The sequence below is a fragment of the Gimesia algae genome (assembly GCF_007746795.1).
Lineage (GTDB): Bacteria > Planctomycetota > Planctomycetia > Planctomycetales > Planctomycetaceae > Gimesia > Gimesia algae.
This window is the reverse complement of record NZ_CP036343.1, coordinates 867,488-886,481: the sequence shown is the minus strand read 5'-3', so window position 1 is coordinate 886,481 and position 18,994 is coordinate 867,488. Positions and strand designations below refer to the sequence as shown.

The 18,994-nt window shown below is 51.8% G+C and carries 12 protein-coding genes; 7 read left to right on the top strand and 5 right to left on the bottom strand.

The features are described from left to right. The first annotated feature begins 5 nt into the window (after positions 1–5). Genes Pan161_RS03215 through Pan161_RS03185 form a run of 7 tightly spaced genes read left to right on the top strand, consistent with a single transcriptional unit; the run spans position 6 to position 12,266 of the window. The gene (locus Pan161_RS03215) at positions 6–2,147 is read left to right on the top strand and encodes a BatA domain-containing protein (protein WP_145224154.1); all 2,142 of its coding nucleotides are present in this window, start codon (positions 6–8) and stop codon (positions 2,145–2,147) included. Further along, entirely contained in the window at positions 2,131–4,578 is a 2,448-nt protein-coding gene (locus tag Pan161_RS03210) for a vWA domain-containing protein (RefSeq protein ID WP_145224153.1), read from the top strand. The genes Pan161_RS03215 and Pan161_RS03210 overlap by 17 nt, the downstream gene beginning before the upstream one ends. A gap of 35 nt (positions 4,579–4,613) precedes the next feature. Beyond that, complete coding sequence (locus Pan161_RS03205) at positions 4,614–6,800, top strand: hypothetical protein (RefSeq protein ID WP_145224152.1); 2,187 nt, start codon at positions 4,614–4,616, stop codon at positions 6,798–6,800. Positions 6,801–6,846: 46 nt separating this feature from the next. Continuing rightward, complete coding sequence (locus Pan161_RS03200; protein ID WP_145224151.1) at positions 6,847–8,307, top strand: hypothetical protein; 1,461 nt, start codon at positions 6,847–6,849, stop codon at positions 8,305–8,307. Next, positions 8,307–8,945, top strand: a complete 639-nt coding sequence (locus Pan161_RS03195) for a hypothetical protein (RefSeq protein WP_145224150.1) — start codon at positions 8,307–8,309, stop codon at positions 8,943–8,945. Before Pan161_RS03200 ends, Pan161_RS03195 begins: the two co-directional genes overlap by 1 nt. Before the next feature lie 26 nt (positions 8,946–8,971). Continuing rightward, the gene (locus Pan161_RS03190; protein ID WP_197995672.1) at positions 8,972–10,801 is read left to right on the top strand and encodes an NPCBM/NEW2 domain-containing protein; all 1,830 of its coding nucleotides are present in this window, start codon (positions 8,972–8,974) and stop codon (positions 10,799–10,801) included. 31 nt (positions 10,802–10,832) lie between these two features. Next, positions 10,833–12,266 carry a hypothetical protein gene (locus tag Pan161_RS03185; protein WP_145224148.1) on the top strand — a complete coding sequence of 478 codons (1,434 nt, stop codon included), beginning with the start codon at positions 10,833–10,835 and terminating at the stop codon, positions 12,264–12,266. A 38-nt stretch (positions 12,267–12,304) separates the two neighbouring features. Here the strand turns inward: Pan161_RS03185 and Pan161_RS03180 are convergent, their stop codons facing one another. From Pan161_RS03180 to Pan161_RS03160, 5 genes are all read right to left on the bottom strand, one after another. After that, a complete protein-coding gene (locus Pan161_RS03180) occupies positions 12,305–13,312 on the bottom strand; it encodes a site-2 protease family protein (protein WP_145224147.1) in 1,008 nt (335 codons plus the stop codon). A 149-nt stretch (positions 13,313–13,461) separates the two neighbouring features. Beyond that, the gene (gene pgsA / locus Pan161_RS03175; RefSeq protein WP_145224146.1) at positions 13,462–14,094 is read right to left on the bottom strand and encodes a CDP-diacylglycerol--glycerol-3-phosphate 3-phosphatidyltransferase; all 633 of its coding nucleotides are present in this window, start codon (positions 14,092–14,094) and stop codon (positions 13,462–13,464) included. A 165-nt stretch (positions 14,095–14,259) separates the two neighbouring features. Continuing rightward, on the bottom strand, positions 14,260–15,624 hold the full coding sequence (locus Pan161_RS03170) for an outer membrane protein assembly factor BamB family protein (protein ID WP_145224145.1): 1,365 nt from the start codon (positions 15,622–15,624) through the stop codon (positions 14,260–14,262). A gap of 116 nt (positions 15,625–15,740) precedes the next feature. Beyond that, complete coding sequence (gene asnB, locus Pan161_RS03165) at positions 15,741–17,753, bottom strand: asparagine synthase (glutamine-hydrolyzing) (protein ID WP_145224144.1); 2,013 nt, start codon at positions 17,751–17,753, stop codon at positions 15,741–15,743. A gap of 59 nt (positions 17,754–17,812) precedes the next feature. Continuing rightward, positions 17,813–18,928 carry a glycosyltransferase gene (locus Pan161_RS03160; RefSeq protein ID WP_232103604.1) on the bottom strand — a complete coding sequence of 372 codons (1,116 nt, stop codon included), beginning with the start codon at positions 18,926–18,928 and terminating at the stop codon, positions 17,813–17,815. Positions 18,929–18,994 lie beyond the last annotated feature (66 nt).

Genomic DNA, 18,994 nt, shown 5'->3' with positions numbered 1-18,994 from the left:
ACAAGATGCAGTTTCTGGCTCCCTTATTACTGGCGGGAACGGTTCTGGCAACCGCCCCCATTATTATCCACCTGTTAAACCGGCGACGGTTTATCCGCGTGGACTGGGCGCCGATGGAATATCTTAAACTGACGCTCAAAACAAATAAGCGCCGTTTGAAGCTGGAACAGTGGCTGCTGCTGGCAATTCGCACGTTAGCAGTGCTGGCTTTATTTCTGGCTGTCGCCCGTCCCATCAGTTCGGGCACGAATCTGGCGGGGTTCCTGTCTGTTGAAGGCCGGGCCAGTCGAGTGATTGTCATTGATGACTCGTTGAGCATGGCGTATCAGAAGACGGATCAGAGCGCTTTTGAACGAGCGCAAAATGCCACGCGTCAGGTGCTGAACCAGCTGGGACCACAGGATTCCGTATCCGTTGTGCTGGCATCGAATCCGGCAGCGCCGCTGGTGCGGATGGCACACCTGGATGAAATTGAACGGAAAAAACTGGTCAGTCGCGTGAATGAATTGCCTCATTCCCAGGCAGGCAGTCATTGGATGTCGACACTGGAAGATATCGATCGCCAACTTCAGGAAGCAACATTCCCCGTCAAGGAAGTCATCATCATCACCGATCTCTGGCAGGCCGGCTGGACGGATGAAGTGCGTGATCTGTTTGATCGCTGGTCCGAGGAGCAGGTGACGGTCCGCTTTATTGATATTGGTGACGAGCCTGCCGGCAATCGTGTGTTACGCTCCCTCGAACTGGACAGTCGGATCGCGCTGGTAGACCAGGAAGTAAAACTGACCGCGGTGATTGAAAATGCCGGCGAGGAGCCTTTGAAATCGGGACAGGCTCTGTTGACCGTGGATGGTAATGTCACACCAGTCACACTGCCTGAAATTCCGGCTGAGAAAACAGTGAGTGTGCCGGTCAGCGTGCGTTTTGATCAGGCGGGGCAGCATACAATTTCTCTCAGCATCCCCGCTGATAAATTACTGGATGACAATGTTCAACGTAAGATCATCAACGTACGCCAGATGGTGGATGTCGTACTCGTGGACGGAGAACCGGGTCTGAATCCATTTGACAGTGAAACCGATTTTCTGGCGCTGGCACTTTCCGCCGGGAATTCCAACTGGCAGGTGACCCAGGCGGAAAGTACGACCTGGAAAACACAACTGCTTACGGCACCCGACCTGATTGTCCTGGCCAACGTCGATCAAATTTCCAGAGAGCGGATCAAAGAACTCGAAGAACTGGTCTCTCTGGGAACCGGTCTGATGATTTTTGCCGGCGATCAGTGTGATCTGCAACTCTACAACGAAGGATTGTACAAAGGGGGGAACGGATTACTGCCGGCACGGTTGCAGCAGGTGCGCGATCTCACTTCCCAGGGACTGGTGATTGAACCCATTGCGGATTCGCCCATCGAATTACTGAAGGGATTGACGCCCGAACTATTAAGCCGCATCCGACCGCGGCGTTTCGTCGATGTGACTCTGGATGCAGGCACCGATTCGCAGCAGGCACGCGTGCTGGCACGCTGGAATGATGCGCAGCAGTCGCCAGCGGTTCTCGAAAAACGGTTTGGGGAAGGTCGCGTACTCTTATGGACCATCACCGCGGATAAAAAGTGGAGCGACTGGCCCGCCGAGGCGAGTTTTGTGTTGGCGATGCGAGTCGCGGCGCAGCAGATCGCTGCTGAAATACAACGGGGAGAGAACCTGACTGCGGGTGAGCCGATCCATTTTGAACTGGAAACGGTTACCGCGCCGCAATCGGGCGAACTGGTCTGGCAGGATCAGGAACGAACCCCCCTCGAACTCGTCTTTGCCAGCAATGCCGAAGCCAAAACCACGCTCAGTTCTCCCCCGGTTCGCTTTGCTGGCATCGTGGAAGCCGAGTGGCAGGATTCGCAACTTGGAAAACAGACACAAAAATTTGCAATCAATCCCGACGTAGATGACTCCTTACAGAAGAAGCTGGATGAACCGGCGTTGCAGCAGTTTCTGGGAAAAATGCCTTTAAAGCTGATTCGGTACCAGGGTAAAGAAATGGACCTCACCACCGAAGGGACCGAGTTGTGGCGTTATCTGGCTGTCCTGTTACTGGGTTGTCTGATCTCCGAAAGTATGCTGGCAACTTTTATTGGCCGTCGGCGATAAACAGAAAGAAGTGACTTTGAACGGTTTTCTGGAATTCCTGTTTGGCATCAAAGCTTCGACCTGGACCGAAGGAGGTCATTGGTCTGCGCAGTGGGTCGGGCTGCCGGGAGGAGACTGGCGGCTGTTGCTGATTCTGGGCATTCTCGTTTTGATTGGTGGCGGCTGGTGGCTCTATAAACGTGATGCCCAGCAGGTGCCCTTCATACGGCGCTGCCTGCTGTATACGATCCGGATTTCCATTGTACTGCTGGTGATTGCCATGCTGCTGGAGCCGATTCTGGTACTCAGTAAAGAAGAAAAAATCCCCTCACATCTGCTGGTGCTTCTGGACAATTCCCTTTCAATGTCATTAAAAGACGCCTGGAAGGATGAAGACAAAGCGAACAAAGTCTCCCGAAATCTGGGAATGTCAGCTGATACGACGGCATTACGACAGATGAACCGGATGCAACTGGCTCAGAAACTGGTGAATGAATCGTTCCTGAAAAAACTGTCTGCAGACGGCGCACGCACCGTCCATCTCCACAGTTTCTCTGATAAATTTAATCCCGAGGCACTCTTACTTTCGGAAGAGTGGCAGCCTGGCGGAACGGGAACCGCGATTGCCAGTTCCCTGAGACAGGCATTACTGTCTTATTCGGGAATGCCATTATCGGGAGTGTTAATTGTCAGTGATGGTCAGTCGACCGCAGGGGAAGCGCCGGAAGAAGTGCTGCAGATGCTCTCGGATGAAGGCGTGCCTCTGGTGACCGTCGGTGTGGGGACGACTGATGGGCCGCGGAATGTCGCGATCACTCAACTGGAAGCCAGCCCGGTTGTGTTTGTGCAGGATCCCAACCAGATCACCGTGCATATTGAATCGCGGGGCATGCAGGCGGAATCGGCAACACTGGTGATTGAACAGCGCAGAAATGGCGGCCCCTGGCAGGAATTCATCCGCGAAGACATCGTGCTCAATCTGGAAGGAGCTTTGCAACCCAAGACCTACGAATTCAGCGAAACCAAAACCGGGAAGCTGGAATTCCGAGCCAAGATTGTCGATGCAGGACCGGAAATATCACAGGATGACAATCTGGCATCCGCGGAAGTGCGGGTGATTCGTCAGCGACTGAATGTGTTGTTCATCGCCGGTTCGACGTTTCCCGAAGTTCAGTTTCTACGGAATACGTTTCTGCGGGATCGACAGATTAATCTCTCTTCGTGGCTGATGGCGGCTGATAAAACTTATGAACATCCAGGTGATCTGCCCATTCGTCGCCTGCCTGTGACCCAGGAAGAGATGAACGACTATGACTGTGTAATCCTGTATGACCCTGATCCGACTCAGTGGCCGATTAACTTTCCGGAACTGCTGACCAGCTTTGTCACCAAAGCGGGGGGGGGACTCGTTTATATTGCCGGTGAAATGCAGACCGCAAGTATGTTTGATCGCCAGTCTGATCCCTCACTCAGCTGGCTGAATCTGCTGCCTGTGATCCGGGAACCGGGCCTGTTTCGCTCGCAGGTGCAGATCCGCCTGAGTGCGCGTTCTCCCTGGAAACTGGATGTGACGGATCCGGGATTTCAGGACCCGATCTTCACTTTTTCGACGGATCGCCAGGCTAATGAACAGATTCTGGATAATCTACCCGGGATGTTCTGGCATTTCCCCGTCACCAAAGCCAAGCCGGGGGCGACCGTCCTGGCGGTGCACGCCGATCCCCGCATGCGTAACGAATATGGTCAGGAAGTTCTGATTGCTTCACAGCGAGTAGGCCCTGGCTGGTCGATCTTTATTGGCTTCGACAGTACCTACCGCTGGCGTTATCTGGATGAGCAGTTCTTCGATGGTTTCTGGGCACGCGTTGTGGATCGCGCAGGGCGCAGCAAACAGCTGGGGGGGAATTATCCCTTTCGTCTGTCGACGCCCCAGGCCACTTATCAACCTGGAAGTCAGGCAAAAATCATTGCCCGCTTTCTGGATGATTCACAGATGGAACCAGGCTTGCAGCGGCTGTACGGTGATGTCGAACGCGGCGACGATCAACCCATACCGTTGACACTCGCGCCGGGAAACAAGCCGGGTGAATTTTCCACGACGTTTCCGGTCACACAGCCGGGAACATATTTCGTTCGAGTCTGGCTGGGCGACGAAGCAGCCGGCGCGACGGTCAAAGCAGCGACGCTGCCGATCAAAGTCGAGTTTCCGAACAAGGAACTGGAAAACCCGACTTTGGACGAAGCGTTCCTGCAGACAATGGCTGTTTCTACGGGAGGACGTGTATATGATCTCGCAGAGTCAGACGGGATCGTGAATGCGTTTCAAATCAAACAGGTCTCCCGCCTGCTGGAAGAACGTCAGGAAATCTGGGATGCTCCCCTGTTTTACATACTGATTTTCTGTTTGCTGGTCACAGAATGGATCTTAAGAAAATGGTGTCGGCTGATTTAACAATATGCTCACAGAACAGAAGGAGTTTGTAATCGATGTCCCCCACGCCACGATCTGATGAATTCGAGGCGCTGCAGCAGACGATTTCCGGAAAACTGGAACGCGTCGGGGTCGCATTGCGCCGGCATACTCTGCTGGAGGCAACCGTGCGGATTCTCGCTGCATTGCTGGGGCTGGCAAGTTTGTCGCTGCTGTTCGACTGGTGGCTGGAACTGAGCCTGGTGGCCCGCATGCTGTATCTGCTGGTCTGCCTGACTGTAATCGGTTATCTGATTTATCGGTATGTCTATCTACCTCTACGGGTTTCACTGTCACCCATTGAAATTGCGAATTTGATTGATCGCTCGAAAAAAGCGATTCCTCAGCAGGCGCTGGCGCCGCGTGTCGCCAGTGTATTGCAGTTGCCAAGTCATCTGACACAGTCCGAACAGTCACAGCCGATGATTGAACAGGCGGTCCAGTCGAATTACCAGTCGCTCAGCCAGTATCCCTTTCTGGAGGTGATTGATTCCCGACATACCAGAAATTGTCTGCTGATATTGCTGGCGGTGATTCTGATTCCCGTTGGTTTTGGAATCGCAGTTCCCGAAGCGAGCCGGCTCTGGAGTCAGCGGTGGTTTGCAGGTTCGAACGCGCCCTGGCCTCGTCATACGCGACTGACTGTGGTCGGGCTGCAGGCCGGACAGTGGATCATTCCCCGTGGGGAGACGGCCGCTTTGCAGGTGGTCGTCGAAGATCAGGCAGAACCGACAGAAAGTGTGTGGCTGTATCTGACCGGAAAAGAGGGAAACAGTGAAACGATTACGATGAATCGATTTCAGGAAGGTGATTTTCGATACGAAGTGCCTCCGCTTCAACATCCGGTTCATGCTTATGCCTGGGGCGGAGATGGAGAATCGGAGCCGTTTGAGATTGTCCCCATTGACCGCCCGCGCATTACGGATTTAAAGCTGCAGGCGACGCATCCCCGGCTCTCGGAACCGTTTGTGTCACATTTCTCAGCCAGCCAGGGAAATGTGAGATTATTGCCGCAATCGAAGGTCCTGCTGGAATTGACGACAAATGTCAAAGTCCGTGAGATTGACGTTGATTCTCAGGACGTTTCGTTACAATGGAAGAGTACAGATGGTAAGCACTTTCAGGCGGAATGGACGCATGAAAAGCCTGTCAATTTTCGGTTGACGTTACACTCGGCAGACTATGAGATTCATTCGCATCCACGTCCTGTCTCGATTGGTGTGCAACCCGATCGAAGTCCCCGATTGAGTTTCCGGTATTCAGGAGTACGACAGCGGATTACAGCGGACGCGACAATCCCCTTCTCGATCATTGCCCGCGATGATTATGGTATCAGGTGGGTTGGCATGAATTCGGATTTACCACTCGCCGCAGCAGAGACGAAAAAGAGTCAGAACGTGACGGAAGCCGCTCTGGATCAAGTATTTGGAAACCCCGAAGACGAACGGAAAAAGCAGGCCGTTACAAAAAAAGAATATCCCATCTACGGACCAGTTGATACTGCCGTGGAGAATGTGATTGAAGATGAAAAACAGGTTTCTATTTCTGAGTTGAAATTGAGCCCCGGCGCGGTGATTACGTTTCAAAGTCATGCAGAGGATAATTGTTATACCGGGGTACAGAAGACGAGTTCGCGTCAACTGGTGTTTCGCGTCGTCAAGCCGGAAGAACTGTTTCGGGAAATACTGTTAAGACAACAGCAGTTGCGATCGCGACTGCGGAAAGCCCGGGATCAGGCGGAACAATTGAGAGATCAACTGAAACTGGCGCAAAGTCTGGATCAGGCAGCCGACTGGATGCGACAGCATCAACTGGTCAGACGAGAGGTAGGACAGGTCAGCCATGCATTGAACGGATCTGTTGAGGAAATGAAACTGAACCAACTGGGAGGGGAAGAGACCTATCAATTAATTTCGCAGACAGTGCTCAAGCCTCTGGAGACCCTGCATGATCGCGACATGGAACTACAGCGACAGTCGCTGGAAACATTAAGGGGAGACTCCCCTGACCCGTTGGAACAGATCAATACACGACAGGATGAGGTTTTGAAATCACTGGACCAGATTTTAAATAGTATGGCCCAGTGGGACAGTTTTATTGATGTCGTCAATCAGTTGAATGCGGTGATCAAACTGGAACAGCTGGTGAAAGAAAAAACAGAAGAACTGAAGAAAAAACAGGTCAATTCGATCTTCGATAATTGAAGTCAGAAATAAGTTTCAAGGCCCCCCTGTAATGGAGGTGAGGGAAATGCAGAACAAGCAGAAAGTCATGGCGACGGGACTGGTGATTCTATTTGCCTGTTCCCAGATGATGGGCTCGATTGGTGCAGCGGAGAAAGTTGCTGCAGATGCAAACAAGAGTGCAGATGACGGTAAGCAGATTGCACCGCAAGTACGAATTCAGTTTGAACAGGACAAAGCGAAAGCGCATATGCAGGAGTTGGAAGAGCGGATGTTTCGGCTTTCCAAGCTGATTCGCGAATCGCAGCCGGACGATGCCGCGCGACTGTTGCTGGGATTACGAAAAGCCCGGGAGCAGTTGATCCTGGATCGCATGGGCGAAGCTTCCAAAATGCTGGATGATCTCAAACTGGATAAGGCGAGTCAGGAACAGAAAGAGATTCTCGTTCTGCTGGAAGAGCTCAAAAAGCTGTTACTGACCGCTGATATCGGACTGGAACTGAAGCTGGAACAGTTGCGCAAGCTGATTGATTCGCGTGAGACGTTGAATAAATTACTGAAGAAAGAAGAATTGCAGCTCTCGAATACATTGGAGCAGCAGAAAAAAAGTGGCAATAAAAAAGACTTGAAAGCGCTGGAAACCAGCGAACAGCGAAATCAGAAGTCCGCAGAGAATCTGGAACAGATGCTGCGTGAGTATGGACCCGCTTCGCAGAGCATCTGCAAGTCATTGTCCGGCGCAGGGAAATGTATGGGGGGAGCCTGCAAGAAGCTGGGTGCCTCTCAACCCAAACCTGCTTCCGAGGAACAGAAAAAAGCGATTTCGCAGTTGACCTCGGCACAATTGGAAACCAAAAAGCTGGAAGACAAACTGCGGAAAGAGGTCGAATCGCTGGTACGCCAGCACGTGATGGATCAACTGCAGGATATGATCGCGCAGCAGAAACAGATTCGCGAAGTGACGACGAAACTGAAAGATCGTGTGGCGCAGAAGCAGAAACAGGCTCTGGCTGCCGTTCGTCGACTGGCGACTTCAGAAGAAAAAATTATCAGCGCCTGTTCCGAATCAATCGAACTCTGTGAACTGACGCAGTTCAGCCTGGTACTGCCGGTTGCGCTGGGCGCTGTACGGGAACAGATGGAACTGGTCGACGAAGGCCTGTTGTTGGGGCAAGCTGACAAAGCGATGATTGATGATCAGAAACAGATCGAGGACGATCTGCAGGCGCTGCTGGATGCGATGATTGATGCCTCCCGTCCGTCCAATAAAAATGGAGGCGGTCAATGCAAAGGCTGTAAAGGGAATCGTAATAAACTGCTGGCGGAAGTCAAAATGTTACGTTGGATGCAGCAGTCCGTTCATACGCGAACAGAGCAGCTGGATCGTCAGATCGACCAGAAAAAAATCACGGAAACGTCACGTCAGGAACGGATTGATCTGCTTTCGGTCCGCCAGAAAGAGATAGATTTAATCACCGGACGATTACACAGTATGACCTGTCCCCATTGTCTGGCAGGAGATGAATAATGAAACGTATCAAATGGAATAGGGTCCCTTTAAATTGCTGTCTCACACTGACGATCTGTGCCCCGCTGCTTATGACTGGCAGTCTGCAGAGTGCACATGGTGAAGCAGATGCGGTCGAAGCGGCAAAGCCAGAGGCCAAACAGGTGAAAGCACCACTGATCATTCCACCGGAATCGAAAGATAATTATTCGCTGGTGAAGGATGAAGCCTGGCTGAAGGATCCGTTCAAGAATATTCAGACCGACGTGAAGTCAGTGATTACTGATTTTGATCATGGAAAAACAACCCAGCCGGCGAAAACAACTCAGCCCCGTATAATCAGTCGACTGGATACGCTGGTGGAGATGTTGGAAAAGTCGTGTAAAAAAGGGGGCGGCGGTGCAGGTGCTAATCCGACACGTCCGGCCAATTCTTCCACGTTGGGAAAAGGTCCCGGCGGTGAGGGGGAACTGAAGGCTCCCGATAAAAAAGGACGTAACTGGGCGGACCTGACCCCTAAACAGCGTGAGAAGATTCTGCAGTCTCGAACGGAAGGATTTCCACCCGGTTATGAAGACATATTGGCAGATTATTTTCGCCGTCTTGCGCGAAATCAGGCTGTTGATAAATCAAAAACGACGACTGAAAAACAGGATTAAAGACTTTGATGAAGATGGTATCACTTATGAAGAAACGTAATTTCAGCGGCTTATTGCTGGCGGGAGTGATCGGTCTGGTGGGACTCTTGTGCAACTCCCTCTCTCGTGCCGACGAAGTGCTGCTCTATGATGGCAAAAAGGTCACGGGTACGATTCGTTCTGTCGATTCCAAGGTCTTGAAGATCGAAGCAGGCAAGGATCTGCAGGAAATCAGTCTGTTTGATGTGACATCATATAAATTTCTGGAACCGGCGCTGCCCCAGAATATGAGTCAGCTGCTGATTGACGGAGAGAAACCGAGCTATTCAGCCGGTCCCCGTACAGCGAAGGTGAAGCTCCGTAAAGGTCTGCAGCGCTTTACCCTGCTCTATTATCACTCGGTCGGACTGGCGAAGCTGCAGATTCAGATGTCAGGGCCCGGGATGAAAAAAGCAGAAGTTCCCCAAGAGCAACTGTTTCGCGTCAATACCGAAGTGCGGGAGATTCCCGCAAGGGAGTTCAGGCTCGATGCTGAGGGGTATCGGCTGCCTGTCAAAATTGAAAAACCGGAAAAATATATCGCGTATCGACTGATGGAATGGAGTCATCCTGTTTCAGTCAAATCGGTGCATGACCTGAAAGCGGTTCCTGTTAAAAAATATGGCGCCAGTCCGCGACTGGCATTGCTGTCCCGGCGCAGTGCGATCAATTTCGGAATTGTTTATGAAGGACTGATCCAGATTCCCCAGGATGGCGAATACACGTTTGCTGTAGAAACCGATAAAAACAGCAAGGCGAAACTCTATCTCGGCGCGTATCCCAGTGAACTCTACAAACAGGCCAAACGTAAGCAAAGTTCTGGTTGGAAGGTGACCTTCTCTCAGTCGGGAATGTTTTCGGGTACTTTAGGGGAATGGAAGAAAACGGGGGTTCGCTTTCAGATTCCCGTCGCTGAGAAAGAGATCAACCTGATTTTAAAACCGGGGGCCATCCATGAGCTCTGGAAGATTCAGGAAGACAAGAAGAAGTCGAAAACGGTGGACCGCAAAGGAGAATCGAAGACAGAAGACTCGGCTTATGTCACCACGCAGGATGGTAATATCCATCGGGTGTCTGGTGAAGTCGTGGGGGTTAACGATCAGAGTCTGTTGTTTCAATATCAGGGACAGCAACGCGAAGTCAATCTGGACCGTGTCGTGGGGCTGGTGTTGCACAAGAATCGGGTCAAGCCTGAGAGTAATCTGGCTTTACAGAGTTTGATGACGTTGATTGGCAATACTCAGATTCCCGGTGTGGTCAAACTGGATGGAGGGAACACCGCCAGTATTACGATGCCCTGGGGCGATCAATTTTCGATCAACAAAGACTATCTGGAATCGGTGAAAACCGTGAATGCCCGTTCGGTTTCACTCGTGGAAATCCAGCCGGACAGTGTGACCCAGGTTCCCTTTTTTTATCAGCAGTATCCATATCAGGTTAACAAGTCTCTGACAGGTCAGCCATTAAAGATTGGAACGCAGTCATTTTCCAATGGACTGTGTGTGCATGCCCGAACCGTGCTGGTTTACCAGCTGGGTAAGAACTTTGAACGATTCCAGACCACCCCCGGCTTGCAGGCAGAGACCGGAAAGCTGGGGAATGTCGCGGTTAAGGTCATTGCCGATGGCAAAACCCTTTTTGAAAATCCGGAATTCACTTCTGCTACGAAACTGCAATCTCTCGATCTGGATGTGACAGGCCGAGAGACATTGTCACTGGTTGTGGATTTTGGAAAAGATCAGGATGTGGGGGACCGCTTTGTCTGGGGCGCCCCGAAACTGATCCGGGCTGTCCCCAAAGATCTGGCCGCCAATCAGAAACAGGCCAATCAGAAGTAACTGAAAACGAACCCCCTTACAACGATCGACCATGAAACAGTCTATACAATCAAAAAAACAGATTCAGAATACCTCTGATTTATCAGACGGGCGGAAGCGGGTTTCGGCTCGTGCAGGAGCATTGATTGGTGTAATCGGACTTCTGTGTGCATGTGGAACTGGTTGGGCCGGCGCGCCAAAGACTTCGGCATCACCAAAGCTGATCGTGCGGGATGTCAGTGTGTTTCTGGTCTCGGCGCATGGTAAGAAGCTGAATGACGCCGCGCTGTTTCGATCCACGACCCCCGGTTATATGCAGTCCCGTCGGTTGAGTGCCGATGCCAGTGAGAGCGACAAACCAGCGCCACTGGGATTGATTACGTTTGCAGGGCCGGCAACCAAAGATATTGATGTGCTGCTGGAATTTCCCGCCGGGCGTTTCTTAACACATTGGCCGACCGCCCGGATTCAGTCAAAACGCATCTACTGGCGATCGCAGAATCTACTGAAAGAGAGCCCGCTCAGCATGCCGTTGTCTGATTCCCACTGGCTGAGCCCGCTGCAAAAGGCGGATCGCCTGTTTGTGAAAGGCATCGATAAATGTGATCGCTTTATTCTGTATGACGTGGAATTGAATCATAGTCCGCGTCTTACCATGACCCATGCCGAGAATGGATTTCAGGTTCAGAATGCAGACACCTATCCCCTGAAGGATCTGACGGTCATGCAGCCTGTTGAGCAGAAGGATCGCTGGAAAGTGGCAGCCATCGATCAGGTGCCCGGGACAAAAAAAGAGGACCAGCAGCCTGAAGCTAAATCAGATCAGCCAGCGAAAGCGAAACCCGTTGATCCTTTATCTGAAGAATCGTTGAACAAGAAAAAAAAAGAAGCCCAAGCCAAAGCGCTGGAAGCTGTGGGGAAACAGTTACAGGCGATAGGCGCGTTACCGAAACTCGCTGATGCCGCTGCAAAGCCAGCCGATAAAAAAGAGGCTCAGGCTGCGAAGACAGATAAAAAAGCAACTGCTGTTTTGGTACCTTATATTGAATCTGCTGCTCTGACACAGGCGGAAGTACTGGATGTCTGGAGGAAACAACTGATTGATCTGGGACTGGGCACACCAGAAGTTGAGCATGTCCTGCGGATTCTGGGTGAGCACGCATTGCGAAGCGATCAGGCGACGATTGTGTACTGTCTTGATGAAAGTTATCTCGATAAAATCTTGCCGCTGGAAATCACCCCGTTTCCCGATGTGGTGCGACGCACGGGAATTGTCATCCTGCTGGATGCCGACCCGGCTTTGCTGAAACGCATCGATGCCTTGATTGCTCAACTGGGTAACCAGAGCTGGGCGAAACGTGAAGCGGCACAAAAGACGCTGGAAGAGTATGGCAAAGCCGCGCAGACACAACTGCAGAAAGCCACCAGAAATAAGGATCTGGAAATTGTATTTCGCGCCGAACAGATCCTGAGCAAGATTAAATAGCAGCGCCCCCTGCAAGGTGATCTGATGCGACGTTACAATTATGTGTGAAAAATGACCGGCGTGATCGTAAAACCGATGATGAAAAATGCCAGTGTCAGCCAGCCGATAATAATCCGGGCTGTTCCCAGGGGGACTCTGTCATTGGCAGTGGGAGGATGGTTGATTCCGAAAACCACCAGTAACAGAATGAGCAGAGAGTAACCAAACTCACCTGTGTAAAACATATATCCGACTGCTGTGGCCATCAGCAGGCGGGAAATCAGATTCGCTTTTTTACCCAGCAGTGTATAAAGGATGTGACCACCATCCAACTGACCGATCGGAAGAAGATTTAAGGCGGTAACGAAGATACCGACCCAGCCTGCAAACAACAGCGGGTTTAAAATCACTTCCTGATTTTCTGCCAGTGGTCCGTGGACCATGCTGATCATCCACTGCAGAATCAGCGGTTCTCCATAGCTGATGGAGCCTGGTTGTTTCAATGTGATGGCAACGGTTGAATTCAGCACGCCCCAGTACGCAATGGGGAGCGCAAAGACCAGACCCGCAAGCGGCCCGGAGACGGCGATGTCGAACATCTGTTTGCGGTCTGCCATCCCGCCCTTTTGCATAATGACTGCACCCATCGTTCCAAACGGAGTCAGAGGCATGGGGATGAACAGAGGCCGGGTGGCAGGAATGTGATAACGTCGCGACTGCAGGTAGTGCCCCATTTCATGTGACAGTAAAATGAGCATCAAAGGCCCCGCATAAGAAATTCCATCAATCAGAAATTGGGACCAGCCAACCTGCAGAATATGTTCATAGATGCGGGCGAATTCTCTGGGGACGGGGACAAACGGGGTGTTATATGTGGCGCCCACGATGAACGTACTGAGACACGTCAGAATAAACAGGATCAGTGGCACTTTACTGCGTGGCGAGCGGACCGTACTTTTAAAAACGGGTTGCGCTGAGGGAAAATCTTTGACCTCGGTCTGGTAGTCCTGTGGTTGAACAATAATGACGGGATCAGGGGGAGGTAGAGGATGATTTTTGTCAGGCATAAGAACATGTCTAGTAAATAAAAGTCAGTTGTCCGGCTGCTGCTATTTTATACGGTGAGGAGTTATTAGAAGAGACGAGAAATTCGAAAAATTTGAAAATGAATTCCCGCTGCAGGTTCACTCTTCGGTATTCAAAGATCAGATCACGTTTATGACAATGGCTTATTACGCAAAATTCTTGAGGCTCTAAACACGTAATCGATTCCGCTGTACAGGGTGATGAGTGCCGCTGACCAGACAGAGATGTCGCGAAGCAGAATAAATGTGGGACTGTTATATGGGGCTTCCAGGCTAAGGGACAGCAGACAAAGAACCACTGCGACACATTGGACCCCCATTTTGATTTTACCACTCCAACTGGCGGAAAAATCACGGCCGTGCTGTTCGAGATAACCCCGGAGGCTGGTGATGAACATTTCGCGCCCAATAATAATCAGCACAAACCAGGCATTGATTCCCGAAGAGGGGCCACTTTCCAATATAAAAATGAAGGCACCGCAGATGATGATTTTATCTACAAAAGGGTCCAGAATCCGGCCCAGCGTGGTTACCTGATTGTATTTGCGGGCGAAATAGCCGTCCAGGAAATCGGTGGCAGCAGCAAGAATGAATAAGGCAGCAGAGGTCTTCCACCAGCCCTCCAGATAAATGATGACGAACAAAATCAGCGAGAGCACCAGTCGGCTGACGGTGATCAGATTCGGCAGGTTCCAGATTTCTGGTCCTAAGAGTTCATTACCGGTTTGCGGGGTCTCGGACTGCTTTTCCGCTGGTGAATTCATACTGTATAACTGTTTTCATTAGATAACGGGAGAATCAGAATCAGCGCTCAGTACATCAGATCGAAGAACAGAGGTGTACTTCAGGATTGATCAGGAAATCTCCTGAGGGCCCAGAGTGCATTTTATCGAGTTCGTCATGAAGTTTACAGGTCAGCCTGTTTGCTTTTATGGGGAATCAGAAATCGATTCTTCCACGGGGAGCTCACAGGCGACGAGCCGGGTATTACTGCGCGCGTAGACACGTGTTTCTGCGTAAGCCGGATGTGCCCAGGTTTCCCCGATTAATCTGGTGCGGGCAAGTTCCCGATAGCCGGCGGGGGTCAGTTCAGCGAGAATCAAAGCACCTTCCGAATTGAGAATCAAAGCGCGCGAGGAATCGTTGAGCCAGACCAGTGTTGCCTGCGGGTTGCGGCTGTTGCCGGGCGTCATCTGATTGTCATCATCCCAGATTTTCTTACCGGTGGCGTATTCAAAACAGGTCAAACCGAACTGTTTGTCCAGCAGGTAAGCGTACCCATCCCGGTAGAGCGGTTGAGACATCAAACCTCTTAAGGTACGGCGGTCTTCCCACTTGAGTTCTGCCTGCTCTGGCTTGTCTCCCAGTTGGATGGCTTTGGAACCCTCCCAGTAACCAGCGACCAGGATCAGGCCCTCCTTTTCGATCGGGCTGGCAATCGCCACGCCGTAGGTGACTTTATAAGGAACCGACCAGAAATTGGCTCCCGTCTGTGGGTCGACACTATGAATATGGTTCGGCGACCAGACAATTAACTGGTCCTGCTGGTTGTGATGAATCAGGAGCGGCGTGGCATAACCGGCTTCATCTTTCAGGGAACGCCAGCGTTCTTTTCCCGTTTTCGGGTCGAGGGCTACAATGGCAGTTCCTTCGTCGGTTCCGCCTGGCATGAGAATCACCAGGTCACCAATCAGGTAGGGGGCCGCGGCATAACCCCATTGCGGGACTTTTCCGCCGAAATCTGTGACGAGGTGTTTTTTCCAGATGACATCTCCCGTATTCGCATCCAGGCAGAAGACATCACCCATCGTGCCCAGGGTATAGACTCGATCATTCACTACTGTGGGGGCACAGCGAGGACCATTGCCGTAATCCAGTTTGTCATAGACAGCCGGGTAAGAATGTGACCAGAGCTGTTTTCCGTTGATCGCATCGAAACAGAATATGCGTTCAATGTTCTGGCGGTCTGCGCGATGCCCGTGAATGCCCCGGGCTTTTTCCTGTTCTTCTGATGATGTGGCCGGGCGATCCATGAGATAGAGTTTTCGCTTTGCAACAGAAATGCCTCCATAGCCTCCACCGATTTCGTGCTCCCAGAGTTTCTTTAATCCGCTTTCCGGCCAGCTGGTTTTGATCGGCGGTCCCTGCCAGGTCCCATCTCCGCGCGGGCCGCGCCATTGAGGCCATTCTTCATATCGTATTTTGTCTGCATTGTTTCCTGTGTCAGGAGTTTCTGCCAATACGACTTCAGGCATGATGCTTAAACTGATGAAGAGGAATAGTAAGCTGCGCATCAGAATCTCTTACGGGTAGGAACAGGTTGGCGGGAAAACTGTTTCAGAGGGTTCTATTTTCACGGATTTGAGGACAAAGCTCAAGGGGTTGTCCGCGAAAAAGCGTGTGTTGGCTCTCAGATGAGTACCGGATCCGGGAAGTGATCGGGAATGGATACGGGATCGAGGAACGTCTGGAACCAGAGTTCCAAAACCAGCAGCGACCAGAGCCGCGCGCTGTGATCCCACTGCAGATTCAGATGCTCACTGATCAACTGCTCGACTGCTTGCGGATCAAAAATCTGCCGATCGAGGGCCCGTTGATCTAACAGTACATCAAACAAAAGTGGCTTGAGTTCGTTGCGGAACCAGTGATTGAGGGGCACTCCAAAGCCCATTTTTTTACGGGTCTGGATGGATTCGGGCAACAGATCGGAAAACGTGTCGGTCAGAATCTGCTTGCCCCGCCCTTTGTGCATTTTATATTTCAAAGGCATCGCCGCGGCGAGTTCGGCCACGTGGTGATCCAGAAACGGGCTGCGACATTCCAGGCTGTGTGCCATGCTGGCGATATCAACTTTAGTCAGGATATCACAGGGGAGATAGGTTTGCACATCGGTGGCTGTGGTACGGGTGACAAAGTCACGATCCGGGCAGAGCTGGTAGGCATCGAGCAGAAACTGATCGGCATCGAAATCGGCGAGCTGTTCCCGAAAGCCAGGGGCATACATTTCGTGGCGTCGTTCGGTATCAAAAATGCCAACCCATTTCAGATAGCGGCGTTCGGGTGGGACAGACAGTCCGGCGAGAAAGCGTTTGACGCGACGACGAAATGATTTTTGTTCCACAGACGCAGGCAACTTTTGCCAGATGGATGCGGTCATCATTTTACGGGCGAAGGCAGGCAGCCTGTCAAACCATTGGGACAAAGCAACCGCACGGTACCGATCATAGCCGGCAAACAGTTCATCGCCGCCATCTCCGGACAGGGAGACGGTCACTTCCTGTCGGGTGACCTGCGAGAGATACATGGTGGGAATCGCGCTACTGTCCGCGAAAGGTTCATCGTAATGCCAGGAGAGGCGCGGCAGCATTTCCAGCGCTGCGGGGTCGACGACATATTCGTGATGATCGGTTCCCAGCATTTTAGCAGCTTCACGTGCGTAGCTGCGTTCGTCAAACTGTTTGACCGGGAAGCCGATCGAGAACGTGTGCACCGGTCGATCCGACATGCTCTGCATCAGGCCGGCGATGATGGTGGAATCGATGCCTCCCGAGAGGAAGGCGCCCAGGGGGACATCGCTGCGCATGCGGATGCGAACGGATTCAGTCAATGTCTCACGCAGCGCGGCTGACCACTGATCAACAGACTGAAATGGAAACTGGGAATTGATTTCCGGATGTTGATACGGGGGTGTCCAGTAACGTTCAATCTGCAACTGCCCGTTTTCATAAACGGCCCGGTGTGCGGGAGGCAGTTTGTGATAACCTTTGAGGATTGACCAGGGGTGTGGCACATATTGATAGGCGAGAAACAGATCAATCGCGTGGGGATCGACGGTTCTGTCGGCACCAGGAATCTGCAGCAGCGATTTCAGCTCACTGGCGAAACTCAGGCGGTCTGCTTCCTGACGATAAAAGAGTGGCTTCTGTCCCAGGCGATCGCGGGCCATGAACAGTCGCTGGCGGCGTTCATCCCAGATGGCAAGCGCGAACATGCCACGCAGGCGTTCGACGCAGGCAGTCCCCTGCTCTTCATACAGGTGGACGATGACTTCTGTATCGGATTCGGTTTTGAACTGATGCCCCTGCTGGATCAGTTCTTTGCGCAGTTCCTGGTAGTTATAGATTTCGCCGTTGAAGACAATCCAGATCGTACCATCTTCATTGGTGAGAGGCTGGTGACCCGTTCCCAGGTCGATAATCGAGAGACGTCGGTGGCCTAATGCAGCGCCCACATCAGAGTGGGGTTGAAAATCGGCGAATGAATTCTCTGCAGAAAACAGGATCGATTTTCCAGGAATATCCGAATGAAAACCGCCTGAATCATCGGGGCCTCGATGCGCCAGCACGCTGGTCATGCGCTGGAGCACGTCGGGAGAGATATTTTTGTCTCGCGAGGTCCACGAGGTACCGGTAATTCCACACATGATAAACGGATTCTACTCTTCGACTAAAATGAAAGATCTGGTTGTGTGACGCGATAATTTTATGTGAGCACTTCGCGGTAGAGCGCAGCATAGCCTGCTGTCATTTTAGCGATACTGAAGTCCTGCTGCATCTTTTTTTGGGCTGCTAAGCCGAGATCAGTGGCGAGTTGAGGGTCTGCAAGGATGCGTTCAGCATATTGTGCATATCCGGTGCAGTCTCCCACCGACGTTAAAAATCCGGTTTCTCCATGGACGACCAGTTCCCGGTTAGGAGGAATATCACTGGCAATCACTGGGATTCCATAGGACATGGCTTCCATCACGCTGTTGGACTGTCCCTCAAAATCACTGGCCAGCAGAAACAGGTCGAACAGGGGAAACAGTGCTTTCACATCCGGGCGGTGTCCCAGAAACCGCACATTGGGAGTCACCGTGTATTTATGTGCCAGTTGTTCCAGTTTGGCACGCTCGGGACCTTCGCCGATCAGCAGTAGTATGATTTTTTCGTTCATCTGTCGCAGTAGTTGCAGTGTCCAGAGCAGGTCTTCTATCCGCTTCTGTCGCGCCAGGCGTCCGACAAAGGCCATCAGCCGCGCATCGGCGGGAATATCGTGTTGTTGAAAGAGCTCCTTGCGCGTGTTTTCGGTGTCGGCGACCTGGGGGATGGGAATCCCGTTGGGGACTACCCGTAAAATCGATTCAGGGACGCCCTGCTCCTGATAAAAGTCGACGACACTTTGAGAATTGCCGACCAGCAGTGATGTCTGCGGCAGCAGTCTGCGGTCGACATTGTGCTGCCATCTGCTTTTCCAGGTGTCGACACATCGTTCGGAGACAATGACTTTGGGCGTTTTCTGAGATTTAGACAGTCGTTTGACGGCCATTCTGCCATAGGAGTTGGCAGCGAATAACCAGGTATGCAGGATATCGGGCTGTTGCTGTTGAATCGTTTTCTTGAGCGCACGATAAGCGAGAGGATCAAACTTAAAGCGTTTTTTTAAGATCGTCAGCGGGATATTGTGTTCGCGGAGCAGTGTTTCATAGGGACCGCCGCGTGTGAGTGCGATGACCTGAACTTCGAATTCCTCTTGAGGCAGTGACGTGGCAAGCAAAGACAACTGTTTTTCTGCGCCGGACTGATCCAGAGTCGGAATGAGGAGGCTGACTTTTATCACGGTAGACTGATTCGCAATCGTTGCTGGGATTGTTGACGAGTTGGCTCTTTGATCTGAGACAATAGT

Coding starts and splice junctions, on each gene's coding strand:
- Pan161_RS03215 (WP_145224154.1), top strand. CDS start 6: ATGCAGTTTCTGGCTCCCTTATTACTGGCGGGAACGGTTCTGGCAACC.
- Pan161_RS03205 (WP_145224152.1), top strand. CDS start 4,614: ATGTCCCCCACGCCACGATCTGATGAATTCGAGGCGCTGCAGCAGACG.
- Pan161_RS03200 (WP_145224151.1), top strand. CDS start 6,847: ATGCAGAACAAGCAGAAAGTCATGGCGACGGGACTGGTGATTCTATTT.
- Pan161_RS03195 (WP_145224150.1), top strand. CDS start 8,307: ATGAAACGTATCAAATGGAATAGGGTCCCTTTAAATTGCTGTCTCACA.
- Pan161_RS03190 (WP_197995672.1), top strand. CDS start 8,972: ATGAAGAAACGTAATTTCAGCGGCTTATTGCTGGCGGGAGTGATCGGT.
- Pan161_RS03185 (WP_145224148.1), top strand. CDS start 10,833: ATGAAACAGTCTATACAATCAAAAAAACAGATTCAGAATACCTCTGAT.
- Pan161_RS03180 (WP_145224147.1), bottom strand. CDS start 13,312: ATGCCTGACAAAAATCATCCTCTACCTCCCCCTGATCCCGTCATTATT.
- pgsA (WP_145224146.1), bottom strand. CDS start 14,094: ATGAATTCACCAGCGGAAAAGCAGTCCGAGACCCCGCAAACCGGTAAT.
- Pan161_RS03170 (WP_145224145.1), bottom strand. CDS start 15,624: ATGCGCAGCTTACTATTCCTCTTCATCAGTTTAAGCATCATGCCTGAA.
- asnB (WP_145224144.1), bottom strand. CDS start 17,753: ATGTGTGGAATTACCGGTACCTCGTGGACCTCGCGAGACAAAAATATC.